Annotated in this window: 15 protein-coding genes; all 15 read left to right on the top strand. The window is 60.6% G+C overall.

The genetic code is table 11. From position 1 onward, the window contains the following. The coding region (flgG, locus tag D8U71_RS27940; RefSeq protein ID WP_130889183.1) for a flagellar basal-body rod protein FlgG at positions 1-597 on the top strand (597 nt) is incomplete at its 5' end. A 51-nt stretch (positions 598-648) separates the two neighbouring features. Continuing rightward, a complete protein-coding gene (gene flgH, locus D8U71_RS27935) occupies positions 649-1,344 on the top strand; it encodes a flagellar basal body L-ring protein FlgH (protein ID WP_016771110.1) in 696 nt (231 codons plus the stop codon). Between the two features lie 27 nt (positions 1,345-1,371). After that, positions 1,372-2,460 carry a flagellar basal body P-ring protein FlgI gene (locus tag D8U71_RS27930; RefSeq protein ID WP_024012083.1) on the top strand — a complete coding sequence of 363 codons (1,089 nt, stop codon included), beginning with the start codon at positions 1,372-1,374 and terminating at the stop codon, positions 2,458-2,460. A gap of 11 nt (positions 2,461-2,471) precedes the next feature. Beyond that, positions 2,472-3,788, top strand: coding sequence for a flagellar assembly peptidoglycan hydrolase FlgJ (gene flgJ / locus D8U71_RS27925; protein WP_122602227.1), 1,317 nt, complete (start codon positions 2,472-2,474; stop codon positions 3,786-3,788). 25 nt (positions 3,789-3,813) lie between these two features. Next, positions 3,814-5,859, top strand: coding sequence for a flagellar hook-associated protein FlgK (flgK, locus tag D8U71_RS27920; protein ID WP_130889182.1), 2,046 nt, complete (start codon positions 3,814-3,816; stop codon positions 5,857-5,859). Positions 5,860-5,872: 13 nt separating this feature from the next. Beyond that, positions 5,873-7,441, top strand: coding sequence for a flagellar hook-associated protein 3 (locus D8U71_RS27915; protein WP_076566553.1), 1,569 nt, complete (start codon positions 5,873-5,875; stop codon positions 7,439-7,441). A 109-nt stretch (positions 7,442-7,550) separates the two neighbouring features. Beyond that, complete coding sequence (locus D8U71_RS27910) at positions 7,551-11,138, top strand: glycosyltransferase (RefSeq protein WP_125925348.1); 3,588 nt, start codon at positions 7,551-7,553, stop codon at positions 11,136-11,138. Between the two features lie 155 nt (positions 11,139-11,293). Then, positions 11,294-13,228 carry a calcium-binding protein gene (locus tag D8U71_RS27905; RefSeq protein WP_125925349.1) on the top strand — a complete coding sequence of 645 codons (1,935 nt, stop codon included), beginning with the start codon at positions 11,294-11,296 and terminating at the stop codon, positions 13,226-13,228. A 378-nt stretch (positions 13,229-13,606) separates the two neighbouring features. Continuing rightward, positions 13,607-14,380: a glucose-1-phosphate cytidylyltransferase gene (gene rfbF, locus D8U71_RS27900; RefSeq protein ID WP_039761130.1), complete on the top strand. Its 774-nt coding sequence runs from the start codon at positions 13,607-13,609 to the stop codon at positions 14,378-14,380. Beyond that, a complete protein-coding gene (gene rfbG, locus D8U71_RS27895) occupies positions 14,362-15,444 on the top strand; it encodes a CDP-glucose 4,6-dehydratase (RefSeq protein WP_130889181.1) in 1,083 nt (360 codons plus the stop codon). The genes rfbF and rfbG overlap by 19 nt, the downstream gene beginning before the upstream one ends. Further along, entirely contained in the window at positions 15,441-16,001 is a 561-nt protein-coding gene (rfbC, locus tag D8U71_RS27890) for a dTDP-4-dehydrorhamnose 3,5-epimerase (RefSeq protein WP_130889180.1), read from the top strand. Before rfbG ends, rfbC begins: the two co-directional genes overlap by 4 nt. Then, positions 15,998-16,870, top strand: coding sequence for an NAD(P)-dependent oxidoreductase (locus D8U71_RS27885; RefSeq protein WP_241664264.1), 873 nt, complete (start codon positions 15,998-16,000; stop codon positions 16,868-16,870). Before rfbC ends, D8U71_RS27885 begins: the two co-directional genes overlap by 4 nt. Further along, positions 16,860-17,930 carry a class I SAM-dependent methyltransferase gene (locus tag D8U71_RS27880; RefSeq protein ID WP_125925351.1) on the top strand — a complete coding sequence of 357 codons (1,071 nt, stop codon included), beginning with the start codon at positions 16,860-16,862 and terminating at the stop codon, positions 17,928-17,930. Before D8U71_RS27885 ends, D8U71_RS27880 begins: the two co-directional genes overlap by 11 nt. Positions 17,931-17,947: 17 nt before the next feature. Further along, complete coding sequence (locus D8U71_RS27875; RefSeq protein WP_125925352.1) at positions 17,948-18,685, top strand: cephalosporin hydroxylase family protein; 738 nt, start codon at positions 17,948-17,950, stop codon at positions 18,683-18,685. Positions 18,686-18,739: 54 nt separating this feature from the next. Continuing rightward, on the top strand, positions 18,740-21,655 hold the full coding sequence (locus tag D8U71_RS27870) for a TIGR00180 family glycosyltransferase (RefSeq protein ID WP_125925353.1): 2,916 nt from the start codon (positions 18,740-18,742) through the stop codon (positions 21,653-21,655). Positions 21,656-21,660: the final 5 nt, after the last annotated feature.

Raw genomic sequence — 21,660 nt, 5'->3', positions numbered from 1 at the left:
TCGGGTCTGCAAGTGGGTACCGGTGTGCGCATTGTCGGCACCCAGAAAAACTTCACCGCCGGCAGCCTGCAAACCACTGAGCAGCCGCTGGACATGGCCATCGACGGTCGCGGTTTCTTCCAGATCCTGCAGCCGGACGGCACCACGTCCTACACCCGTGACGGTACTTTCCACCTCGACTCCAATGGCCAGATCGTCAACGCCAGCGGTTTCGCCCTGGAGCCGGCGATCATCATCCCGAACGATGCGCAGACCTTCACCGTCGGCCGTGACGGCACCGTGTCGATCACCATCGCCGGCAACCCGGCCTCGCAAGTGATCGGCAACCTGCAGACCGCCGACTTCATCAACCCGGCCGGCCTGCAAGCCGTGGGCAACAACCTGTTCCTGGAAACCGCTGCTTCCGGCGCGCCGCAGGTCGGCACCCCGGGCCTGAACGGTTTCGGTACCACGCTGCAGAACACCCTGGAAACCTCGAACGTCAGCACCGTTGAAGAGATGGTCAACATGATCACCACTCAACGCGCCTACGAGATGAACTCCAAGGTGATCTCCACCGCCGACCAGATGCTCTCGTTCGTAACGCAGAATCTGTAATCCAGTCTTTGGGGCGGCCTGAGGTCGCCAGCAACACCGTGAGGTAGGGTCATGAAGCGCTTTGTATCTGTTCTGGCATTGAGTGGGGTCGTCTCGCTCGCGGGCTGCGTCGCCCCGACGCCCAAGCCCAATGACCCTTACTACGCCCCGGTGTTGCCGCGCACACCGTTGCCGGCGGCTGCCAACAATGGCTCGATCTATCAGGCCGGCTTCGAGCAGAACCTGTACAGCGACCGCAAGGCGTTCCGGGTCGGTGACATCATCACCATCACCCTGAACGAGCGCACCCAGGCAAGCAAGAACGCTAACTCGCAGATGGACAAGAACAGCGATAACTCGATCGGCCTGACCTCGTTGTTCGGCTCCAGCCTGACCACCAACAACCCGATTGGCGGTGGCGACTTGAGCCTGAACGCTGGCTACAGCGCCGACCGTTCGACCAAGGGCGACGCCAAGTCCGGGCAGAGCAACAGCCTGACCGGTTCGATCACCGTGACCGTGGCCGACGTGCTGCCCAACGGCATCATCGCCGTGCGTGGCGAGAAGTGGCTGACGCTCAACACCGGTGACGAACTGGTGCGCATCGCCGGCATGGTCCGCGCCGACGACATCGCGACCGACAACACCGTGTCGTCGACCCGTGTCGCCGATGCGCGCATCACCTACTCGGGTACCGGCGCGTTTGCCGATACGAGTCAGCCAGGCTGGTTCGACCGTTTCTTCCTCAGCCCGCTGTTCCCTTTCTAGGTGGCTACGTTGAATCTGAAAAGCCTTATGGTGGCCGCGTTGTTGATGTCTGCGGCGTTCACCGCCCACGCCGAGCGGCTGAAAGACATCGCCAGCATTTCCGGCGTGCGCTCCAACCAGTTGATCGGTTACGGCCTGGTGGTCGGGCTTAACGGCACCGGTGACCAGACGACGCAGACCCCGTTCACCCTGCAGACCTTCAACAACATGCTCTCGCAGTTCGGCATCAAGGTGCCGCCGGGGTCGGGCAACGTGCAGTTGAAGAACGTCGCGGCGGTGTCGGTGAGTGCCGATCTGCCAGCGTTTGCCAAACCTGGTCAGCAGGTCGACATCACCGTGTCTTCGATCGGTAACTCCAAGAGCCTGCGCGGCGGCACCTTGCTGCTGACGCCGCTCAAGGGTATCGACGGCAACGTCTATGCGATCGCTCAGGGCAACCTCGTGGTCGGCGGTTTCGACGCTGAAGGCCGTGATGGTTCGAAGATCACCGTCAACGTTCCGTCGGCCGGTCGCATCCCTGGCGGTGCGTCGGTGGAACGTGCGGTGCCGAGCGGTTTCAACCAGGGCAACAGCCTGACGCTGAACCTCAACCGTTCCGACTTCACCACCGCCAAGCGCATCGTCGACAAGGTCAACGACATGCTCGGCCCTGGCGTCGCCCAAGCCATCGACGGCGGTTCGGTGCGCGTGACTGCGCCGCTGGATCCGAGCCAGCGCGTCGACTACCTGTCGATCCTGGAAAACCTCGAAATCGATCCGGGTCAGGCGGTGGCAAAAGTCATCATCAACTCGCGTACCGGCACCATCGTCATCGGCCAGAACGTGAAAGTGTCGCCAGCCGCCGTGACCCACGGCAGCCTGACCGTGACCATCACCGAAGACCCGATTGTCAGCCAGCCAGGCCCGCTGTCCAACGGCCAGACCGCCGTCGTACCGCGCTCGCGGGTGAATGCCGAACAGGAAGCCAAACCGATGTTCAAGTTTGGCCCGGGCACCACCCTCGACGAGATCGTCCGTGCGGTAAACCAGGTCGGCGCAGCACCGGGTGACTTGATGGCGATTCTTGAAGCTTTGAAGCAGGCCGGCGCATTGCAAGCCGACCTGATCGTGATCTGAGGCCGGCCACCATGGATATGCGCAAAAGCGGTCTGGTCAGCAGCAGCGATTCGGGTTCCTACTCCGACCTCAATCGTCTGAACCAGCTGAAGGTCGGCGACAAGAACAGCGACGAGAACATGCGCAAGGTTGCGCAGGAATTCGAGTCGCTGTTCCTCGGCGAAATGCTCAAGTCGATGCGCTCGGCCACCGAAGCGCTTGGTCAGGACAACCCGCTGAACACGCCGGCGGCCAAGCAGTATCAGGAAATGTACGACCAGCAGCTGGCGGTTTCCATGTCCCGCGAGGGCGGTGGTATCGGCCTGGCCGATGTGCTGATCCGGCAGATGTCGAAGAACAAACCGATGGCGCCGGGCGAGGCTGCCGCCGCGTCCGCCGCCAAGCAGCAGGAAGCGCTGGCCAAGGCCGCCGCCGTGCCGACGCCGATTGCCGCCGGCACCGTCGCCACCGGTCCGCTGTCCCGCGTCAACGGCGAGCGTCCGTTGTGGGCATCGCGCTCGGTGCATGCGCCGAACAACACCGATATTTCCCATCGCAACGACATGGCGCTGATCAACCAGCGGCGTCTGGCATTGCCGCCGAAACTGGCCGATCGCTTGCTCGCTGGTCTGGTGCCGTCGGCGCCGAGCGTGGCCACTGCCAGCACTGCGGCCGCAGCGACCAACGCCTTGCCGCAACGGGCTGCGACTACCGCCGTCACAGGCTCCGGCGCTTTGTACAACGGCGACTGGCTGGCCCGTGCCGAAGAGCAGAAAGCCGCTGGCGGGCAGATGCAGGTCTACGGCCGCGCCATGGCGCAGATTCCGCTGGCACCGGCGAAGAAGGCCTTCAGTTCCGCCGACGAGTTCGTCAACACCATGCTGCCGATGGCCAAGGAAGCCGCCGACCGCATCGGCGTCGATCCACGCTATCTGGTGGCGCAAGCGGCACTGGAAACCGGTTGGGGCAAATCGGTCATGCGCGCCCAGGACGGCAGCAGCAGCCACAACCTGTTCGGCATCAAGGCGAGCAGCAACTGGAAGGGCGATTCGGCCCGCGCGATCACCAGCGAGTTCCGCAATGGCGCGATGGTCAAGGAGACGGCCGAGTTCCGTTCCTACGCCTCGTACAAGGACAGCTTCCACGATCTGGTGACGTTGCTGCAGAGCAACAATCGCTATCAAGAAGTGCTGAAGTCGGCCGATAACCCAGAACAGTTTGTACGCGAGTTGCAGAAGGCCGGTTACGCCACCGACCCGAACTACGCGACGAAGATTTCGCAAATTGCCAAGCAGATGAACAGTTTTGAAAACTACGCTGCGGCGGGTGTCTCCACCACGCCTTTATAAGGCACCAGGTAATAAGGTCTGAACCATGAGTTTGCTCAATATCGGGATGTCGGGACTGTCGGCCAGCCAGTCCTCTCTGGCTACGACAGGCAACAACATTGCCAACGTCGACACCGCCGGTTATTCACGTCAGCAAACCGTGCAGGGCACCAAGTCCTCGCAGCAGTACGGCAGCGTTTTCATCGGCACGGGCACGACCCTGGCTGACGTGCGCCGAGTGTACAACTCGTACCTGGAATCGCAGCTGCACACCGCGACTTCGCTGGACAGCGAATCGGCCGCGTTCCTCAAGCAGGCGACGCCGCTTGACGCCATGCTGTCGGACACCAACACCGGCCTGACCGGTGTGCTGCAGAAATTCTTCACCTCGATGCAGGGCGTATCGACGTCGGCCACCGATGACACTTCGCGTCAGTCGGTGCTGACCGGCGCGCAGGCGCTGACCAGCCGCTTCAATACCCTGGCCAAGCAGCTCAACGACCAGAACACCACGATCAACGGCAGCCTCGGCGACATGACCGCCCAGGTGAACAAACTCGCCACGGCGATCGCCAATCTCAACCAGAAGATCGGCGAAATCTCCACCAGTGGCGGAGCGCCGAACGACCTGCTCGACAGCCGTAACGAAGCCGTGCGTCAGCTCTCCGAACTGACCGGTGCGCAAGTAGTCGAGCGCGGCACCAGCTTCGACATTTATGTCGGCAGCGGCCAGCCGCTGGTCATCGGCAACACCACCAACAGCCTGAGCATGGTCGCGAGCAAGACCGACCCGTCGCGCATGTCGATTCAGATGGATCGCGGTTCGAGCACCATCGACATTACTTCGGTGATCAGCGGTGGCGAAATCGGCGGTCTGCTGACCTATCGCAAGGAAGTCCTCGACCCGTCGCTCAACGAGCTCGGTCGCGTCGCTCTGGTGATTGCCGATCAGATCAACAGCCAGCAAGCCCAGGGCATCGACAAGAACGGTGACTTCGGCGCGGCGATTTTCAACAACATCAACAGTGCCGCTCTGATCAGTCAGCGCAGCATTGCGAAGGACGGCAACAGCGCCGGTTCGGGCAACCTCGATGTGACCATCAAGGACACCGGCAAGCTGACCACCAGCGACTATCAGGTGACCTTCACCAGCGCCACCGATTACACCGTCAAGCGTTCCGACGGCACCGATCTGGGCGCATTCAGCACCACGACCAGTCCGCCGCCAGTGATCGACGGTTTCACCTTGGCCTTGAATGGCGGCGCGCTGAGCGCGGGTGACTCATTTAAAGTCACGCCGACCCGCAACGCGGCGGCGAGCATTCAGACGGTCCTGACCGATCCGAAGAAAATCGCTGCGGCCGGTCCGCTGACCGGCGTCGCCAGCGCCAACGGTCTGGGCACTTACACCCAGCCGACGCTCAGCGACAAGATCGACATCTACAACCCGACCGCCCAGGCTGACATGCAGGCGGCGCTGAAGAATTCGACGCCGGTGAAACTGGTCTTCGGCGCAGCCAGCGGTGGCAGCCAGTCGTACAACCTGGTCGACGCCAAGGGCGCGACCATCGGCACCGGCACCATCGTCCCTGGCCAGTCGAACACGCTGAATTTGAAAGTCGGCATCGTCGATGCCAGCGGCAACCCGGTGATGGACACTACCGTCACGCCGAACGTGCAGAAGACCTTCACCGTGCAGACCACCGTGGGCGGCACGCCGAAATCCGGCGAGACCTTCACCATGAACCTGACCGGCGCGGCGTCTTCGGACAACCGCAACGCCCAGGCACTGGTCGCATTGCAAACCAAACAGACCGTGGACACCGGTTCGGCGAGCAAGGGCATCAGCCTGACCGACGCCTACAACACCCTGGTGACCAACGTCGGTACCAAGACCGCCCAAGGCAAGTCCGACAGCGCCGCAACCACGGCGATTCTGGAGAACGCCAAGGGTGCCCGCGATTCGCTTTCCGGGGTCAACCTGGACGAAGAAACCGGCAACCTGGTCAAGTACCAGCAGTACTACACAGCGTCTTCGCAGATCATCAAAGCTGCGCAGGAAACTTTCGCCACGCTGATCAACAGCCTTTAAGGAGTCGTAATTCATGCGCATTTCCACCGCCCAGTATTACGGAACGCAAGCTTCGGATTATCAGCGTAACTTCAACAAGGCCGTTGCCACCGCGAGCGAGGCGAGCAGCCTGCAACGCATCAACACCGCCGCCGATGATCCGATCGGTGCCGGGCGCTTGCTGCAATTGGGCCAGCAGGCAGCGATGCTCGATCAGTACAAGACCAACGTCAACACCACCAAAAGTGCGTTGAACGTGCAGGAGTCCACGCTGGATTCGATCACCACGGCTTTGGCGCGGGCCAAGGAACTTGCGCTGGCCGCGAACAACGGCACGATCACCGACAAGGACCGCCAGGCGTACGCCTCGGAGATGGGCGAGATCCAGCAACAAGTGCTGGGCCTGATGAACGCCAAGGATGCCAACGGCAACTACCTGTTCTCCGGTTCGAAAACCGATACCGCGCCGTACTCGAAGAATTCTGACGGCACGTTCAGCTACAACGGCGACCAGACCACCATCGATCTGGGCATCGGCGACGGCATGACCGTGGGCACCAACACCACCGGTTGGGACGCGTTCCAGCAGACCATCAACACCGGCCGCACCAACACCAAGATGACTGCGCCAGCCGTCGATGACGGCCGTGTCGTGCTGTCCAACGGCACCGTCGGCACTGCCGCCACTTACGATGCCAAGTTCACTGCCGGGCAGCCGTACACCATCGATTTCGTCAGCAGCACCCAGCTGAAGATTACCGATGCGCTGGGCAACGATGTGACCGCCGAAGCCAGCCAGAATGGCCTGATCAGCAACAGCAGCGGCGCCAACCAGACTGTCAGCTTCCGTGGCGTCGACCTCAAGCTGAACGTCAACCTGAAGGCCGGCGATACCAACCCGGACGCCGTTATCGCAGGGCACAGCTTCCAGCTGTCGGCCTCGCCGGACTCGTTCACCACCACGCGTAATCCGGGTAACCCGTCGACCAGCGTGATCACCGGTTCGACCATCACCGATCAGGCAGCCTACACCGCAGCTTTCCCGCAGGGCGGCGCGGTGCTCAAGTTCACCAGCGCCACCGATTTCGATCTGTATGCCGCGCCAGTGACCGCCGACAGCAAGCCGGTTTCTTCGGGCACGGTTGCCGGCGGTAACGCCACCGCTGCCGGTGTGACCTTCGCGCTGGGCAACACGCCGGCCGCAGGCGATCAGTTCTCGATCCAGCCGAACAATCACCAGACCCAGAACGTGCTCGACACCCTGGGCCAGATGATCACCGCGCTGAACACGCCAGTTGATGGCGATCCGGTTGCCAAGCAGAAATTGCAGGGCGCGATGGAGGCGGGCCTCGGCAACATCGATGCCGCTTCCAACCAGATCGGCACCGCAGTCACCACCATTGGTGCCCGCGGCCAGGCGCTGGACATGCAGACCATCACCAACGACAGCCTGACCACGGCGAACAGCACGACCCAGGGTTCGATTCGTGATTCCGATCCGGCTGAAGTCATGACCCGCCTGACGCTGCAACAGACCATGCTGCAAGCCGCGCAACTGGCGTTCAGCAAGATCAGTCAGTTGGGTCTGTTCAACAAGATCTGATGATTGGCGGGTGCGTGAGCGCCCGCCAACGTTGTGCCTCTGTTAATGATTTTTTGCGGTATCAAGGGCTCGTTTTTGCGAGCGGGCTCGTACCGCCTGTGAGCCCGCCGTGAATTCACTTCCTCTCGTCAGCATTGCCATCCCTGCTTTCAATCCGCGCTTTTTCGAGCGCACGCTGAACAGTGCCGTCAGCCAGACTTACAGCAATCTCGACATCGTCGTGTGCGATGACAGTCGTGGTGAGGAGATCAAGGACATCGTCAGCTTGGTGATGGAGCAAACCGGGGCCCAGGTGCGCTACGTTCGCAATCCACAGACGCTCGGGCTGGTGGGCAACCTGAAAGCCTGCCTCGAACAGGCGCGCGGCGAGTTCATCAAATTCCTGTGTGACGATGACCTGCTGTATTCGGCCTGTATCGAACAGCAAGCCCATGAGTTACAGCGCGAAGAAGTCAGTCTGGTGATCGCTCAGCGGCTGCTGTGGGACGCCAACGACATCATTCTGCCGGCCCGTTTGGAAAACAGCTCGCTATCACCCGTGAGCGCCTTGCTCAAAGGCGACGATGTGCTGAGCATTTTCGAAAAATTCCCGGTCAACGTCCTCGGCGGCTTCAGCAGTGCGTTGTTCCGGCGTGCCGATGTCGCCGAATTGTTGCCCGCTCTGACTGAAGCAGGTGCATGCTTCGTCGCGACCCTGGATTTTGCCTTGTACGTGTGTCTGTTGCGGCGCGGCAACATGGTGACGTCGAACAATGTCCTGAGCGCCGAGCGACTTTACCCTGAGCGCCTGAGCGCGCAGCAACCGATGAAGGATGCTGCCGAGGTTGAGCGCGAGTGGCTTTCGCAAATGCTCAAAGTGCGCAGCGGCGAGTCGGCGCCCGCAAAGGGCTGGGTTCGCTACGTGCGACTGACGAGCGCCGACGAGTCGCCTCGCGTTTGGGAAGAACTGCCGCTGAGCCGTACCCTTGGCACCAAGCAAAGCCGCCAGGAGCTGGGTGTGGGTGTCGACAGCTTCAGTTTCGGCGAGCTCTATGCGCAGTGGCTGGCGTGTCGGGTGCTGACCGAGACGCAGCGCCAATGGTTGCCGGAAACGCTTGCTGGCTGGCCGCAGCAGCCGAGGATCGTGCCGATCGTCATCGATGCGCAGGGTAGCCGCGACGGTCTCGAGCGCACCCTGCAAGCGCTCGCTGCACAGGACTATCCACCGGAGCTGGTGCTGGTACTGTCCGTAGCCTGTACCGAAGCAGTGTTGCAGGATCGCGTGTTCCACATGCCGTTGCAAGATGACGGTCTGGAGCAGATCAATACGCTGTTGCCGCAACTCGAAGGCGCCGACTGGTTCTATCTGCTGCAACCGGGAGATCGCCCGGTGGCACCGGCATTGCTGGTGATGGCCGATCGCATCGCGCATTCGCGGTCGCTGACGTGTCTGTACAGTGATGAAGGCAGCGTGCGCGACGGCGAATCGGCGGAACCGGCGTTCAAGCCGGACTTCAACCTCGACCTCATGCGCAGTTATCCGTACGTCGGCCGAGCGCTGGCATTCCAGCGCGAACGCTTCCTCGCGCTCGGTGGATTTGCGCCAACGTTCGCCGAACTGGCGCCACACGACATGTTCTGGCGGATGGTCGAAAGCGATGGCCTGCAGGTTGTCGGACATATCGCCGAGGTATTGCTAGAGTCGAAATTCGACCTGTCGCAATGGCTCACCGAGCCTGGCGTGGTGGAGCAAAGTCGGCGAATTCTCGAGGCGCACCTGCAGCGCCTCGGCATTGCTCATGAAATCCGCCAGAACGGACTGCTCAATCGTGTCGACTACCGTCACGCGCAGCGCCCTCTGGTGTCGGTGATCATCGTCACTCAGGACCAGACTGCCGCCTTGCAGCGTTGTGTCGAAACGCTGCTGGAGAAAACCGCCTACACCGAGTACGAATTGCTCCTGGTCGACAACGGCAGCGAAAGCGCCGAAGCGCTGGCGTGGCTGGACGGCATGGCGCAGTTGGGCAGCGACCGGATTCGCGTGCTGCGGTATGCGCAAAAGGGCGATGCCGCCGCTGTGCACAACTTCGCCGCGCGCCAGGCGCGCGGTGAGTACGTGCTGATGCTTAACGCCTTTGCGGTAATCACCCAGGCCGACTGGCTCGATGAGCTCCTCAATCATGCACAACGCCCTGAAGTCGGGGTGGTGGGCGCCAAGCTGTTCAACCCGGACGGTGGCGTGCTGCACGCCGGTCTCATCCTGGGGCTGAATGGGCCGGCGGGACTGCCGTTCTACGGCCAGCCGATGCAGTCGGACGGGTATATGCACCGACTGCAAGCTGTGCATGATCTGAGCGCGGTCGGTGGCGACTGCCTGATGATTCGCAAATCGGTATTCGAAGCGGCCGGCGGTCTTGATGAGCAGGATTTCAAGCAAACGCTCAGTGTCGTGGATCTGTGCCTACGCATTGGCCGCGACGGTTATCTGGTGGTGATGAACCCGCACGCCGTGCTGGCGGTGGGTACGCAGCCGGTTATCGCGGCGACGGAGCAAGAGCAAGCGCAGCACGCCGAGGAGAAGGACACCTTCTATCAACGCTGGCTGCCACTGGTTGCGCGCGACCCGGCCTATAACGTCAACCTGACGTTGCAGGGCGTTGGCGCCAGCAACTTCAGCCTTGAACCGGGCCTGCGTACTGGCTGGAGCGCGTTCTCCAAGGCGCAACTGCCGAACGTGCTCGCGGTTCCGATCAACGCTTCAGCCATCGGTCACTATCGCATGAGCCAGCCGATGATCGAACTGGAAGCGGCCAACCGCGTGGAAGGGCGCATCTGTTACGGCTTGCCGTCGATCATCGATATCCAGCGGCAGGCGCCCGATGTGATTGTCCTGCAGGGGCGCTACTCAGAGCACGCCATTGATGAGATCCCGCCGCTGAAGAAGTTCTTCAATGCCCGACGGATTTTCGAACTCGACGACTATGTCATCGACGTTCCCCATCGCAATGCACATATCCGCAACATGCCGGGCAAGTCGGACATGGAGCGAATGGTGCGCCGAGCGATCGGCCTGTGCGATCGCGTGGTCGTTTCAACCGCGCCGCTGGCCAACGCGCTGTCGGACATGCACCACGACATACGCGTGGTGCCGAACATGTTGGCTCAGGACTTGTGGGGACACCTGCGCAGCCAGCGTCGCACCTCGAAAAAGCCCCGTGTCGGCTGGGGGGGCGGGACCAGTCACCACGGCGATCTGGCCGTGATCGCCGACGTGGTGCGTGAATTGGCCAACGAAGTCGACTGGGTGTTCTTCGGCATGTGCCCGGATGACTTGCTGCCGTACATGCACGAATTTCACGGTGTGATTCCACTGGATGTGTATCCGGCAAAACTGGCCAGCCTGAACCTTGATCTGGCTTTGGCTCCGCTCGAGTTCCACATCTTCAACGACTGCAAGAGCAACCTGCGCCTGTTGGAATACGGCGCCTGCGGCTACCCGGTGGTCTGCACCGACACCGAGGCCTATCGCGGCTACTTGCCGTGCACACGGGTCAAGACCAACACGACCGATGAATGGCTGCAAGCGATCCGTATGCATCTGGCTGACCCGGATGCCAGCTATCGCATGGGCGATGAATTGCGAGAGGTGGTGCTGCGCGACTACGTGCTGCGCGGCGATAACCTGCGGCATTGGGAGTATGGCTGGCTGGCGGATTGATCTGTCGCAAGGCTTCATTGAAAGGCGATCTCTCGGGTCGTCTTTTTTACAGGTCTCAACGATTTGTTCGAGTCGATCAGGCGAGGGAATGCGCGCTGGACAGGCAATGCCCACACTGACGGATCCGGTTTCAACAACAACGCAAGGAAGATGTGATGACAGTCGTGAATGGAACGAGTGAAGCGGACGTCCTGCTGGGCACCGACAGCAATGACCAACTCTATGGACTGGAGTCGGATGATGTCCTGCTGGCAAGTACGGGATCGGATGAGCTTGATGGCGGTGACGGCTTCGACACCGCGATTTACTACGCAATACCCTCTGGAATCAACGTCGAACTGGCCGATGGTGCGACCACCGTCACCGGCCCCGACGGCAAGCTCGATACGCTGATATCCGTTGAGAAGATCGTCGGCACCTTTTCCAACGATACGTTCAGCAGTTCGGTAGCCGGCGTGACGCTGGAAGGCAGCAGCGGTGACGATGTCTACATCGTCAGCGCCGAAGACGTGACCATCGTCGAGGAAGACTGGGGTGGCTATGACGAACTGCGCACCAGCCTCAACAGCATCAAGATGGCTGGCTTCGTCGAGAAGCTGACCTTCACGGGTACCGGTGATTTCAAGGCTTACGGCAGCGACACCGACAACGAGATCATCGCGGGTGCCGGTAACGACTGGCTGTGGGGTGGTGATGGTGCCGATCATTTCTTCGGGGGAGACGGTTACGACACCGTCAGCTACAGCGACAGCCTTGAAGGGGTGCGAGTCGAAGACTTCGCCAACTACGACGGCCTGACCATCGCCTATGGCGATATGTTCACCGGCATCGAGGCGCTTCAGGGCTCGGGCTTCGATGATGTGATTTATCGTCACAAGGACTCGATGAGTATCGATGGTGCGCAGGGCTACGACACTGTGAATTACCGCTACGCCTTCGACGTAGCCAATGTCGTGATCGGCAATGGCAGCAACCTCGCTGGTGACACACTGCTCAACGTGGAAGAGGTTATCGGTACCTCAGGCGCCGATCGTTTTGTCGTCAATGCCAGTGGTGTGAAGGTGGCTGGCGGTATCGGTGATGACGTTTATACGATCAACAGCACCGGTGTGACTGTCGAAGAAGACGACAGCTTCATGGGTGGTACCGATCATGTGTACACCAGCCTGTCCGAGTTGAGGCTGAGTGCGTTCGTTGAGCGGTTGACCTATACCGGCAGCAGCGATTTCACCGGTTACGGCAATGACGGGGACAACACGATCGTTTCCGGGGCCGGGAATGATGTGCTGCTGGGCGGGGCGGGGGCCGATAACTTTGAAGGTGGCGCCGGTATCGACATCGTCAGCTATGACGACAGTGCTGAAGGCTTGAGCGCCTCGCTGAAATGGGGAGCGCAGAGCGGTATCGCCTTCCATGACGTCTACATCGACATCGAAGGCCTGCGCGGCAGCCAGTTCAATGATGTTCTGGAAGGTGAGTGGGGCGACAACGTCATTGAAGGCGGTGGTGGTGACGACCAGATTCAGGGTGGCGATGGCAACGATCATATCTACGGTGGTCTGGCGTCCGGTCTCGATGCAGCCGGGCAGTCCGACACCTTGTTCGGTGGCTCGGGCGATGACGTCATCATAGCTGCGCGCGATGGTCTGTTTACCTGGGTCAGTGGCGATGAAGGCAATGACAACATTACCCTCGGGCGAGGCGTGGCCTATGGTGGGCAGGGCAACGACGTGTTGATCTTCAGCGGCGCCGGCCCGTCGGGCCTGGGCGGCAGCGGGTTTGGCGAGCAGGGCGATGATACCTATGTGGTGGACACGTCTGCCTTGGTGACCATCAAGGATGAAGGGCTGGATGCCAACGACACGCTGATTCTGAACACGATCGCTGACGCCAGTCAGTTGAGCGTGACCCGTGTTGGCGATGACGTTTATCTGCACAGTGCCAATGATGGTAGCAGTGGCGTGCCGGACAACGGTGTGCGGCTGGTGGACTGGTATGCGGGGTTTGCGACCATCGAGCATGTTCAGACGGCCGATGGTCAGATGTATGAGCTGCCGGTGGGTGGTGACGGGTTCGCGCTGTTCGGGTAGTTTTTGCGCATCGTTGAAGTAAGGGATGGATCTTTGGATTCATCCCTTTTTTGTTTTTGGGCTTGGCGGCCTTTGGGCTGACCAGGCTCTCGGGGGGTGGGTGAATATCCGTTTCTGCGGTGTTGCTGTTGCTGTAAGGGTGAAACCGCCAGCGGCAGCACCCGCAATAACGGATAGGCCCTCAATCAAAATCCTCAGCCCGTTCCCCACCGCCTCGACTCTGAGCTGGCGCGTTTCCTGCAAGTCCCCCTCAAATCGCCATAAAACGAGCGCTTGCGGTCATTGCACTTGCGCCCGGAACGGCAAAAGGTGTCGCCGCAAGGCCCGCTACGCTCAACAAAGCCATGCGCAGCCCGGTGAAGAACAAGAGGGGAGACGATGAAGGCAGTAATTTTGGCGGGTGGTCTCGGCACGCGCATCAGTGAAGAGTCGCACCTCAAGCCCAAGCCGATGATCGAGATCGGCGGCAAGCCAATTCTCTGGCACATCATGAAGCAGTATTCCGCCCACGGGATCCACGACTTCGTCATCTGCCTGGGCTACAAGGGCTATGCGATCAAGGACTTCTTCGCCAACTACTTTCTGCACACCTCCGACGTCACCTTCAACATGCGCGAGAACCGCATGGAGGTGCACCAGAATTACAGCGAGCCGTGGAGCGTCACGCTGGTCGACACCGGCGAAGAAACCATGACCGGTGGCCGGCTCTTGCGCACTGCGCCTTATCTCAAGGACGAGAAAGCCTTTTGTTTTACCTACGGCGACGGCGTCTCGGATATCGATATCGGCGCTCTGATCCGTTTTCATGAAGCGCACGGCAAGCTCGCGACCGTTACGGCCGTACAGCCTCCAGGTCGTTACGGTGCTTTGCAACGCACAGGCCACCAAGTCATGGGTTTCACCGAGAAACCGCGAGGTGACGGCGGCTGGATCAATGGCGGTTTTTTCGTCCTGTCACCGCAGGTGCTGCCTTACATCGCCGGCGATGCGACCAGCTGGGAAGCCGAGCCGTTGATGCAACTGGCTGAGTTGGAACAGCTGCATGCCTACGAGCATTCGGGCTTTTGGCAACCCATGGACACCCTGCGTGACAAGAACCATCTCGAAGCGCTGTGGCAGAGCGGGGAGGCCCCATGGAAGCAATGGGCCTGAGTGCGGATTTCTGGCGTGGCAAACGCGTCCTGGTCACCGGACACACTGGATTCAAAGGCAGTTGGCTGACCCTGTGGCTGCAAAGCCTTGGTGCGCAAGTCAGCGGTTTTTCTCTGGATCCGTCGACCGAGCCGAGCCTGTTCGAACTGGCGCGCGTGCACGAAGGCATCAATGATCAACGCGGCGATCTGCGTGACCTCGGCGCCTTGCTGGAAATCATCGCCGAGACCGAGCCGGAAATAGTCCTGCATCTGGCGGCCCAGCCTCTGGTGCGCGAGGGCTATCGCGATCCGCTCGGCACCTATTCAAGCAATGTCATGGGTACGCTGAACCTGCTCGAAGCGATTCGTCAGGTCGGCGGCGTGCGCGCCTGCGTGCTGGTGACCACCGACAAGGTCTACGCCAACAAGGAGTGGCTGTGGCCGTACCGCGAAGACGAAGCCCTCGGTGGCCACGATCCTTACAGCAGCAGCAAGGCTTGCTGCGAATTGCTCGCGCAGTCCTATGCCGCGTCGTTCTTCCCGGTGGACAAACATGCCGAACACGGCCTGGCCCTGGCTACCGCACGCGCCGGCAATGTGCTGGGCGGTGGTGATTTTGCGCCAGAGCGACTGATTCCCGACGTACTGAAAGCCTGGACCGCCGACGAGCCAGTGACCCTGCGTTACCCGCAAGCGGTGCGCCCGTGGCAGCACGCGCTGGAGCCGCTGGCCGGATATCTGCAACTGGCCGCTGCTCTCTACGAGTACGGCCCGGAATACGCCGGTGCGTGGAACTTCGGTCCCGGTGAGGCCGACATGTGCAGCGTCGGTGAGGTGGTCGAACTGCTCGCCAACCGTTGGCCGCAGGCCCGCGGTCTGCGCATCGAACCGAGTGAGCTGCACGAAGCCGGTCTTCTGCGTCTGGACAGCAGCCGCGCGCGACAGGTGCTTGGATGGAAGCCGCGCTGGACGCTGGAACAATGCCTGACGCACACCCTTGGCTGGCATCTGGCGTGGCAACACGGCGATGACATGCGCGCCGTTACCTTGAACCAATTGAATCTGTACAGAGAGCGTTCATGAGCGATTACACCTTGCAGAAAACGCCATTGGAGGGCCTGTACCTCATCCAGCAGAAAGTCTTCTGCGATGAGCGCGGGCGGTTCGCCCGGCTGTTCTGCCAGAGTCGTCTGACCGTCCAGGGGCGTCCTTTTGCGATCCGCCAGATCAATCATTCGCGCACGGTCGGCCAAGGTAGCGTACGCGGTCTGCATTTTCAGAAAGCCGGCTATGCCGAATCCAAGCTGATCACTTGTGTGCGCGGCGCGGTCTGGGATGTGGCGGTCGACCTGCGGCCGCAATCGCCAACGTATTTGCAGTGGCATGCGCAAGAACTGCGCGCCGATGATGGCCGCAGTTTTTTGATTCCTGCCGGTTTTGCCCACGGCTTCCAGTCACTGACCGATGAATCGGAAGTGTTGTACCTTACCGATGCCGATTACGCACCGGAGCATGAAGCGGGTTTGTCGGCCCTTGATCCGGCACTGGCGATCTCATGGCCGCTGACCGTCAAGAATTTGTCAGCCAAGGATTCCAGGCATCCGCTGCTCGACAAACAGTTTCAGGGAGTCGAGCTTTGACGGCGACCACCTCCACTGTGCTGGTCACTGGCGTCACCGGCTTCGTCGGTCGCCACTTGGTCAGCGCTTTGCTTTCCAAAGGCTTCAAAGTGCGTGCGGTTGCGCGCACCCACGACTCGGCTCGCAGTTTGCCGTGGTTCGCGCAGGTGGAATTTGTCGCCGCCGATCTGCATGCGCCAGACCTAGATGTCGAGCGTTTGGTTGATGGCGTGGATGTCGTCGCGCATCTGGCCTGGAGCGGCCTGCCTAACTATCAGGCGCTGTTTCATTTCGAACGCAACCTGCCGGCCGATTACGCGTTTCTCAAGCGTGCGGTCGTGGCAGGGGTGAGCCAGGTGCTGGTCACCGGGACTTGCTTTGAATACGGCTTGCAAAGCGGCCGGTTGGCCGAGTCGGTCTTGCCCCAGCCTTGCACGCCTTACGGTCTGGCCAAGCACACCTTGCGCCTGTTCCTTGAAGCATTGCAGCGCGAGCAGTCGTTCACCCTGCAATGGGCGCGGTTGTTTTACCTTTATGGCGAAGGGCAGAACAGCAACAGCCTGCTGGCCAGCCTCGACCGCGCCATCGATGGCGGTGAGGCGCAGTTCAATATGTCGATGGGCGACCAGTTGCGTGATTATCTGCAGATTACCGAGGCGGCCGCGCAATTGGCTTCGCTGATCGGCCGGCCTGATGTCGACGGCGTCACCAACTGCTGCAGCGGCCAGCCGATTTCCGTACGCGCGCTGGTTGAACAGCGTGTTCGCGAACGCCAGTCGACGATCAAGTTGAATCTGGGCCATTACGGTTATTCCGCCCATGAGCCAATGGCGTTCTGGGGTGATGCTCAGCGAATCTCGCAACTGAAGGGGCAGGAACATGCTGCATGAGCTTTATCGCGCGACCGGACTGCCGGTATTGCAGAACCGCACGTTTGCCAGCGCCGAAGAGGCGCGGGCCTCAGGGGCGGCAGACATTGTTCTGGTACAGGACAGCCAAAGCGGATTGATCTTCAACCAGGCCTTCGATGCCGACAAGCTGAGCTATGACGCCGACTATCAGAACGAACAGGCGCACTCGGTGCAGTTTCAGGCGCACCTCAATGCCGTCGAAGCGATCCTCGCCCGGCACTTCAAGGGCCAGTCCCTGATTGAGGTCGGCTGCGGCAAAGGTTATTTCCTTGAGATGCTGCGGGGCAAAGGTTACGCCATTACCGGGATCGACCCTTCGTATGAAGGTGACAATCCTGACGTGATCAAGGCACCGTTCACCCGCGAGCTGGGGTTGGCGGCGGACGCAATTGTGTTGCGCCATGTGCTGGAGCACATCAGCGATCCGTTGGCGTTTCTCGCGCAAATGGCTGCAGCCAATCAGGGCGGGCAGATTTATATCGAAGTGCCGTGCTTTGACTGGATCGTCGAGCACAATGCCTGGTTCGACGTGTTCTATGAGCACGTCAATTACTTCCGTCTCGCCGACTTGCGCGCAATGTTCGGCACCGTGCTCGAGGCCGGGCATCTGTTCGGTGGCCAATATCTGTACATCGTTGCCGATCTCTCGACGCTGCAACGGGCGCCGGTCGAGACGCCGTCGTTGCTGACGCTGTCGACCACCTTCACCGCCAGTCTTGATCGCGCCGTGCAGATCATTCAATCCGCGCCGGCACAGGGCTCGGCCATCTGGGGCGCTTCGTCCAAGGGCGTGATTTATTCATTGGCCTTGCAGCGCGCCGGCGTGGCGGTAGATCGCGTCGTCGACATCAACCCGGCCAAGCAGGGCCGTTACCTGCCGCTCAGTGGCGTGCGGGTGTCCTCGCCGCAAGAGGCCATGGATGCGCTGCCTGCAGGCGCCCATCTGTTTGTGATGAATTCCAACTACCTCGAAGAAATCAAGCGGATGACTGGCGCACGCTACGTCTATCACGCCGTCGACAGCGCTTCGTTTCAGTGACCCTTGAGATTATTAAGATGACCGAAAACAACATCCACAAAGCCTTCGAAGCCGAATGCCAACAAGAGATCGCGCGCCAGGGTGAGGACCAGAAAGTGGTAGCACTGGCCCGGGATTTCTTCAACGAATCGGCCCGCCATAAATACAGCTACCACTTCTCGTGGATGGGCCGTCCGATCATCCAGTTGCCGCAAGACATGATGGCCATGCAAGAGATCATCTGGCAGGTCAAACCGGACCTGGTCATTGAATGCGGCATTGCCCACGGCGGTTCGATCATCTATTACGCCTCGCTGTTGGAGCTGCAGGGCCACGGCGAAGTGCTGGGCATCGACCTCGACATTCGCCCGCACAACCGTGAAGCCATCGAAAGTCACCCGATGGCCAAGCGCATCCAGATGATCGAAGGTTCGAGTATCGATGAGGCGACCGCGCAGAAAGTCCGCGCGATTGCCGAGGGCAAGAAAGTGATTCTGGTCCTCGATTCCAACCATACCCACGACCACGTACTCGAGGAGCTGCGCTTGTACGCGCCGCTGGTTTCGGTGGGCAGCTACTGCGTGGTGATGGACACCGTGGTTGAAGACATGCCGGCGGACTTTTTTCCGGATCGCCCGTGGGGTCATGGCGATAACCCGAAAACCGCCGTGTGGAAATACCTGGAAGAGAACAAGGATTTCGAGATCGATCGGCAGATGCAGAACAAACTGCTGATCACCGTGGCGCCGGACGGTTATCTGCGCCGCGTTCGTTAATTCGCAACATTACCCAGCGTTGTTTCGGCGAGTCGCCGGTTGTGGAGAGAAGTTATGCAAGGCAAGTACAGTTCTGAACTGACGCTACCGCTCAACGAGTTGTTGACGGTGGTGCTGATTACTCACAATCGGCCGGCGTTCCTGCGCCGTGCGGTGAAGTATTACAGCAGCTTGCCCTGCCGAATCATGGTGCTGGATTCCACGCCGGAACGTCCGGAAGGCGATTTCTCCGCCGTCGATTATCATCATGTACCGCAATTTGCCTACTGGGGGATGCAGGCCAAACTGGCCTATGGCGTCGAGCAACTGAGCACGCCATACATGGTGCTGGCGGCGGATGACGATTTCATCGTGTTCGATTCGCTCTGCGAGTCTGTCGGCTTTCTTCAGGCCAATCGTGACTATGGCATGTGCCACGGCTATTGCCTGATGTACCTGGCGAAGGCCGATGGCGTGAACTACTACCGCCGGGACAAGAAGGTTCAGGAAGACTATTCGTCCGAGCGGGCGCAGGATCGCGTCATTGACTACATGAGTCAGTACATCCCGCCGTTCTACGCGGTGACCCGTACCGACCTGATGAAAACCTGGCACTCGTCATTGCCGCCGGGGACCAATTTCCAATGGCAGGAAATCGGGCACGTGTATTTCCTGCTGGCGAGCGCCAAGGCACGGATCCTGCCGATTCCCTATGTGGTACGCGAGATCAACTACTGCGTTTCCGAACACAATACCGACGTGTATCACTCGCTGACCTATGTTGATGGCAAGTCGGTCGCCGAACGAGAGGCGTTTGCCGAATTCCTCGTCTCGCTGCCGACCGGTATCCAGAACCTCGATGCAGGGCAGGCCAAGGCATTTGTTCTGGAGAGCTTTGCGGCGATGGCCGAGAGTCTGGCGGTCCGCCGGGCGCTGACTGCCGAGTTGATTTTCGAGTCGACCTGGAATCAGCAATTGCGGCGGCCTGATCGGCGCTTCGGCCCACTGCAGTACGTTGAGATGCCGTTCTACAACCAGGCGTTTTTCGATCTTCTGGAACAGTTTGAATTCATGATGCACACCCTGCCGGCGGGTCGCCTCCAGTTGGAGGGGCTGGAAGGCACATGGACGCGTCAGGCGCATCTGCTCCAGGCGCGCAATAACGATACGCCGGAGAGCGTGGTCGACCGGTTGTGGCAGGCGCATGATCTGAATGCGTTCAACCAGGTGGTTGCCAAGCGTCTGGCCGCGCAGCTGCACGTGCTTGGTGACGAGACGGCGGCGCAAGCCATGCATGAATGGGTCGCCCGCCTCGAGGCGCTGACGGTCGACGATCATCAGGTCACGTTCGACAAGATGCAATCGGGACGTTTGTTGAATTGGCTGGCTGCACGTGCGCCTGCCATCGAGCAGCTCGATTCGATCAGCCAACACGTGGCTGCCGAAGGTGGTGGTCAGCAGTTCGGTATCTTCCTGCTTGATCTGGACAACGACATCGACAAGTTGCAGGTGTCGCTCGACAGCCTGGTCGAGGGGCACTGCAAAGCGTTCAGGATTGTCGTGTTCACCACTGGTGAAGCACCGGCAGCGACCACTGCGCAGAACACCCTGCACTTTGTCCGTGTCACGCCCGGCAATCTCGTCGACAAACTCAACCAGAGCGCTCAGCAGTCGCCAAGCGACTGGTTGATGTTGGCTCAGGCCGGTGATGAGTTCACCGCTAGCGGCCTGTTGCGCGCCAGCCTTGAACTGATGGGTGCCGAGAGTGTGCGTGCGGTCGCCACCGATGAAATCCAGCGCAAGGAAAACGGCGCACTGGTCGCCGTATTCCGCCCCGGTTTCAACCTGGATCTGCTGCAAAGCGTGCCGTCGCTGATGGCGCGGCATTGGCTGATCCGTCGTGAAGTCCTGCTCGAGGCCGGTGGCTATCAGGCCGACTTCAGCAAGGCGCTGGAATTCGATCTGTTGCTGCGCATCATCGAACAGGGCGGACTTGACGGTCTTGCGCATCTCGACGAGCCGCTGCTGATCACCGAGCAGGCGCCTCTGGAAGAAAACGCCCACGAGCGTCAGGCGTTGCTGCGTCACTTGGGCAATCGCGGCTACAAGGCCAAAGTCACTTCGGCGGCGCCGGGTACCTGGCAGATCGATTATCGCCACACTGAGCAGCCACTGGTTTCGATCATTGTGCCGGTCATCGATGATTTGCCGGCACTGCGCCGCTGCTTGGAGGGCGTGCTGCTCAAAACCCGTTACAGCCGCTACGAAGTGCTGCTGGCGGCCAACGGCAAGCAGTCGGCAGCGGTCAACGATTGGCTGGGAACGCTGCGCCACGCCAAGGTCAACGTGTTGCGTGCCGACCAGCCGCTGAGCGAAGTCGCTTTGTACAACGCCGCCAGCGAACAGGCGCAGGGTGAATACCTGGTGCTGCTGGCCGCGGACAGCGAAGTGGTCAATCCGAACTGGATCGATTCGCTGCTCAACCATGCCCAGCGTCCTGAGGTCGGCATCGTCGGCGCCAAACTCGTCGATCGCGATGGCAAAGTCGCCAATGCCGGTCTGATTCTTGGTCTGAACGAAGGCGTGGGTTCGCCTTTCATCGGCGAGCAACACAAGGCCGAGGGCTACATGCAGCGGCTGGTTGTCGAGCAGAATTATTCGGCCGTCTCCAGGGTATGCCTGATGGTTGGCAAAGAGCTGTTCAATGCCCTTGGCGGCCTCGACGAAGCGACCTTCGCTGACGGCTATGCTGATGTCGATTTGTGCCTGAAGGCCGGTCAGGCCGGTTACCTCACCGTGTGGACGCCACTGGTGCAGGTGCTGCACACCGGCGAGCTGCCACAGGCGCCAGCAGCATTGGCGGCGTTGCGTGAAAAATGGCCCGACGCCTTTGCCCAGGATCCGGCGTACAACGCCAACCTGGCCTTGAGTGGTAAAGGTTTCACTCTGGGCGAAAACGCCTCGATCAATTGGGCGCAGTTGCTCGCCTGAGCAGG

Origin of the sequence: Pseudomonas sp. Sample_21, from assembly GCF_004307525.1 — a bacterium.
Taxonomy (GTDB): Bacteria; Pseudomonadota; Gammaproteobacteria; order Pseudomonadales; family Pseudomonadaceae; genus Aquipseudomonas; species Aquipseudomonas atacamensis.
The sequence above is the reverse complement of the archived record's forward strand: the minus strand, read 5'-3'. Positions and strand labels throughout refer to the sequence as shown.

What these genes read in the sequence shown, in the direction of transcription:
- flgH (WP_016771110.1), top strand. Translation starts at nt 649, where the DNA reads ATGAAGCGCTTTGTATCTGTTCTGGCATTGAGTGGGGTCGTCTCGCTC.
- D8U71_RS27930 (WP_024012083.1), top strand. Translation starts at nt 1,372, where the DNA reads ATGGTGGCCGCGTTGTTGATGTCTGCGGCGTTCACCGCCCACGCCGAG.
- flgJ (WP_122602227.1), top strand. Translation starts at nt 2,472, where the DNA reads ATGGATATGCGCAAAAGCGGTCTGGTCAGCAGCAGCGATTCGGGTTCC.
- flgK (WP_130889182.1), top strand. Translation starts at nt 3,814, where the DNA reads ATGAGTTTGCTCAATATCGGGATGTCGGGACTGTCGGCCAGCCAGTCC.
- D8U71_RS27915 (WP_076566553.1), top strand. Translation starts at nt 5,873, where the DNA reads ATGCGCATTTCCACCGCCCAGTATTACGGAACGCAAGCTTCGGATTAT.
- D8U71_RS27905 (WP_125925349.1), top strand. Translation starts at nt 11,294, where the DNA reads ATGACAGTCGTGAATGGAACGAGTGAAGCGGACGTCCTGCTGGGCACC.
- rfbF (WP_039761130.1), top strand. Translation starts at nt 13,607, where the DNA reads ATGAAGGCAGTAATTTTGGCGGGTGGTCTCGGCACGCGCATCAGTGAA.
- rfbG (WP_130889181.1), top strand. Translation starts at nt 14,362, where the DNA reads ATGGAAGCAATGGGCCTGAGTGCGGATTTCTGGCGTGGCAAACGCGTC.
- rfbC (WP_130889180.1), top strand. Translation starts at nt 15,441, where the DNA reads ATGAGCGATTACACCTTGCAGAAAACGCCATTGGAGGGCCTGTACCTC.
- D8U71_RS27880 (WP_125925351.1), top strand. Translation starts at nt 16,860, where the DNA reads ATGCTGCATGAGCTTTATCGCGCGACCGGACTGCCGGTATTGCAGAAC.
- D8U71_RS27875 (WP_125925352.1), top strand. Translation starts at nt 17,948, where the DNA reads ATGACCGAAAACAACATCCACAAAGCCTTCGAAGCCGAATGCCAACAA.
- D8U71_RS27870 (WP_125925353.1), top strand. Translation starts at nt 18,740, where the DNA reads ATGCAAGGCAAGTACAGTTCTGAACTGACGCTACCGCTCAACGAGTTG.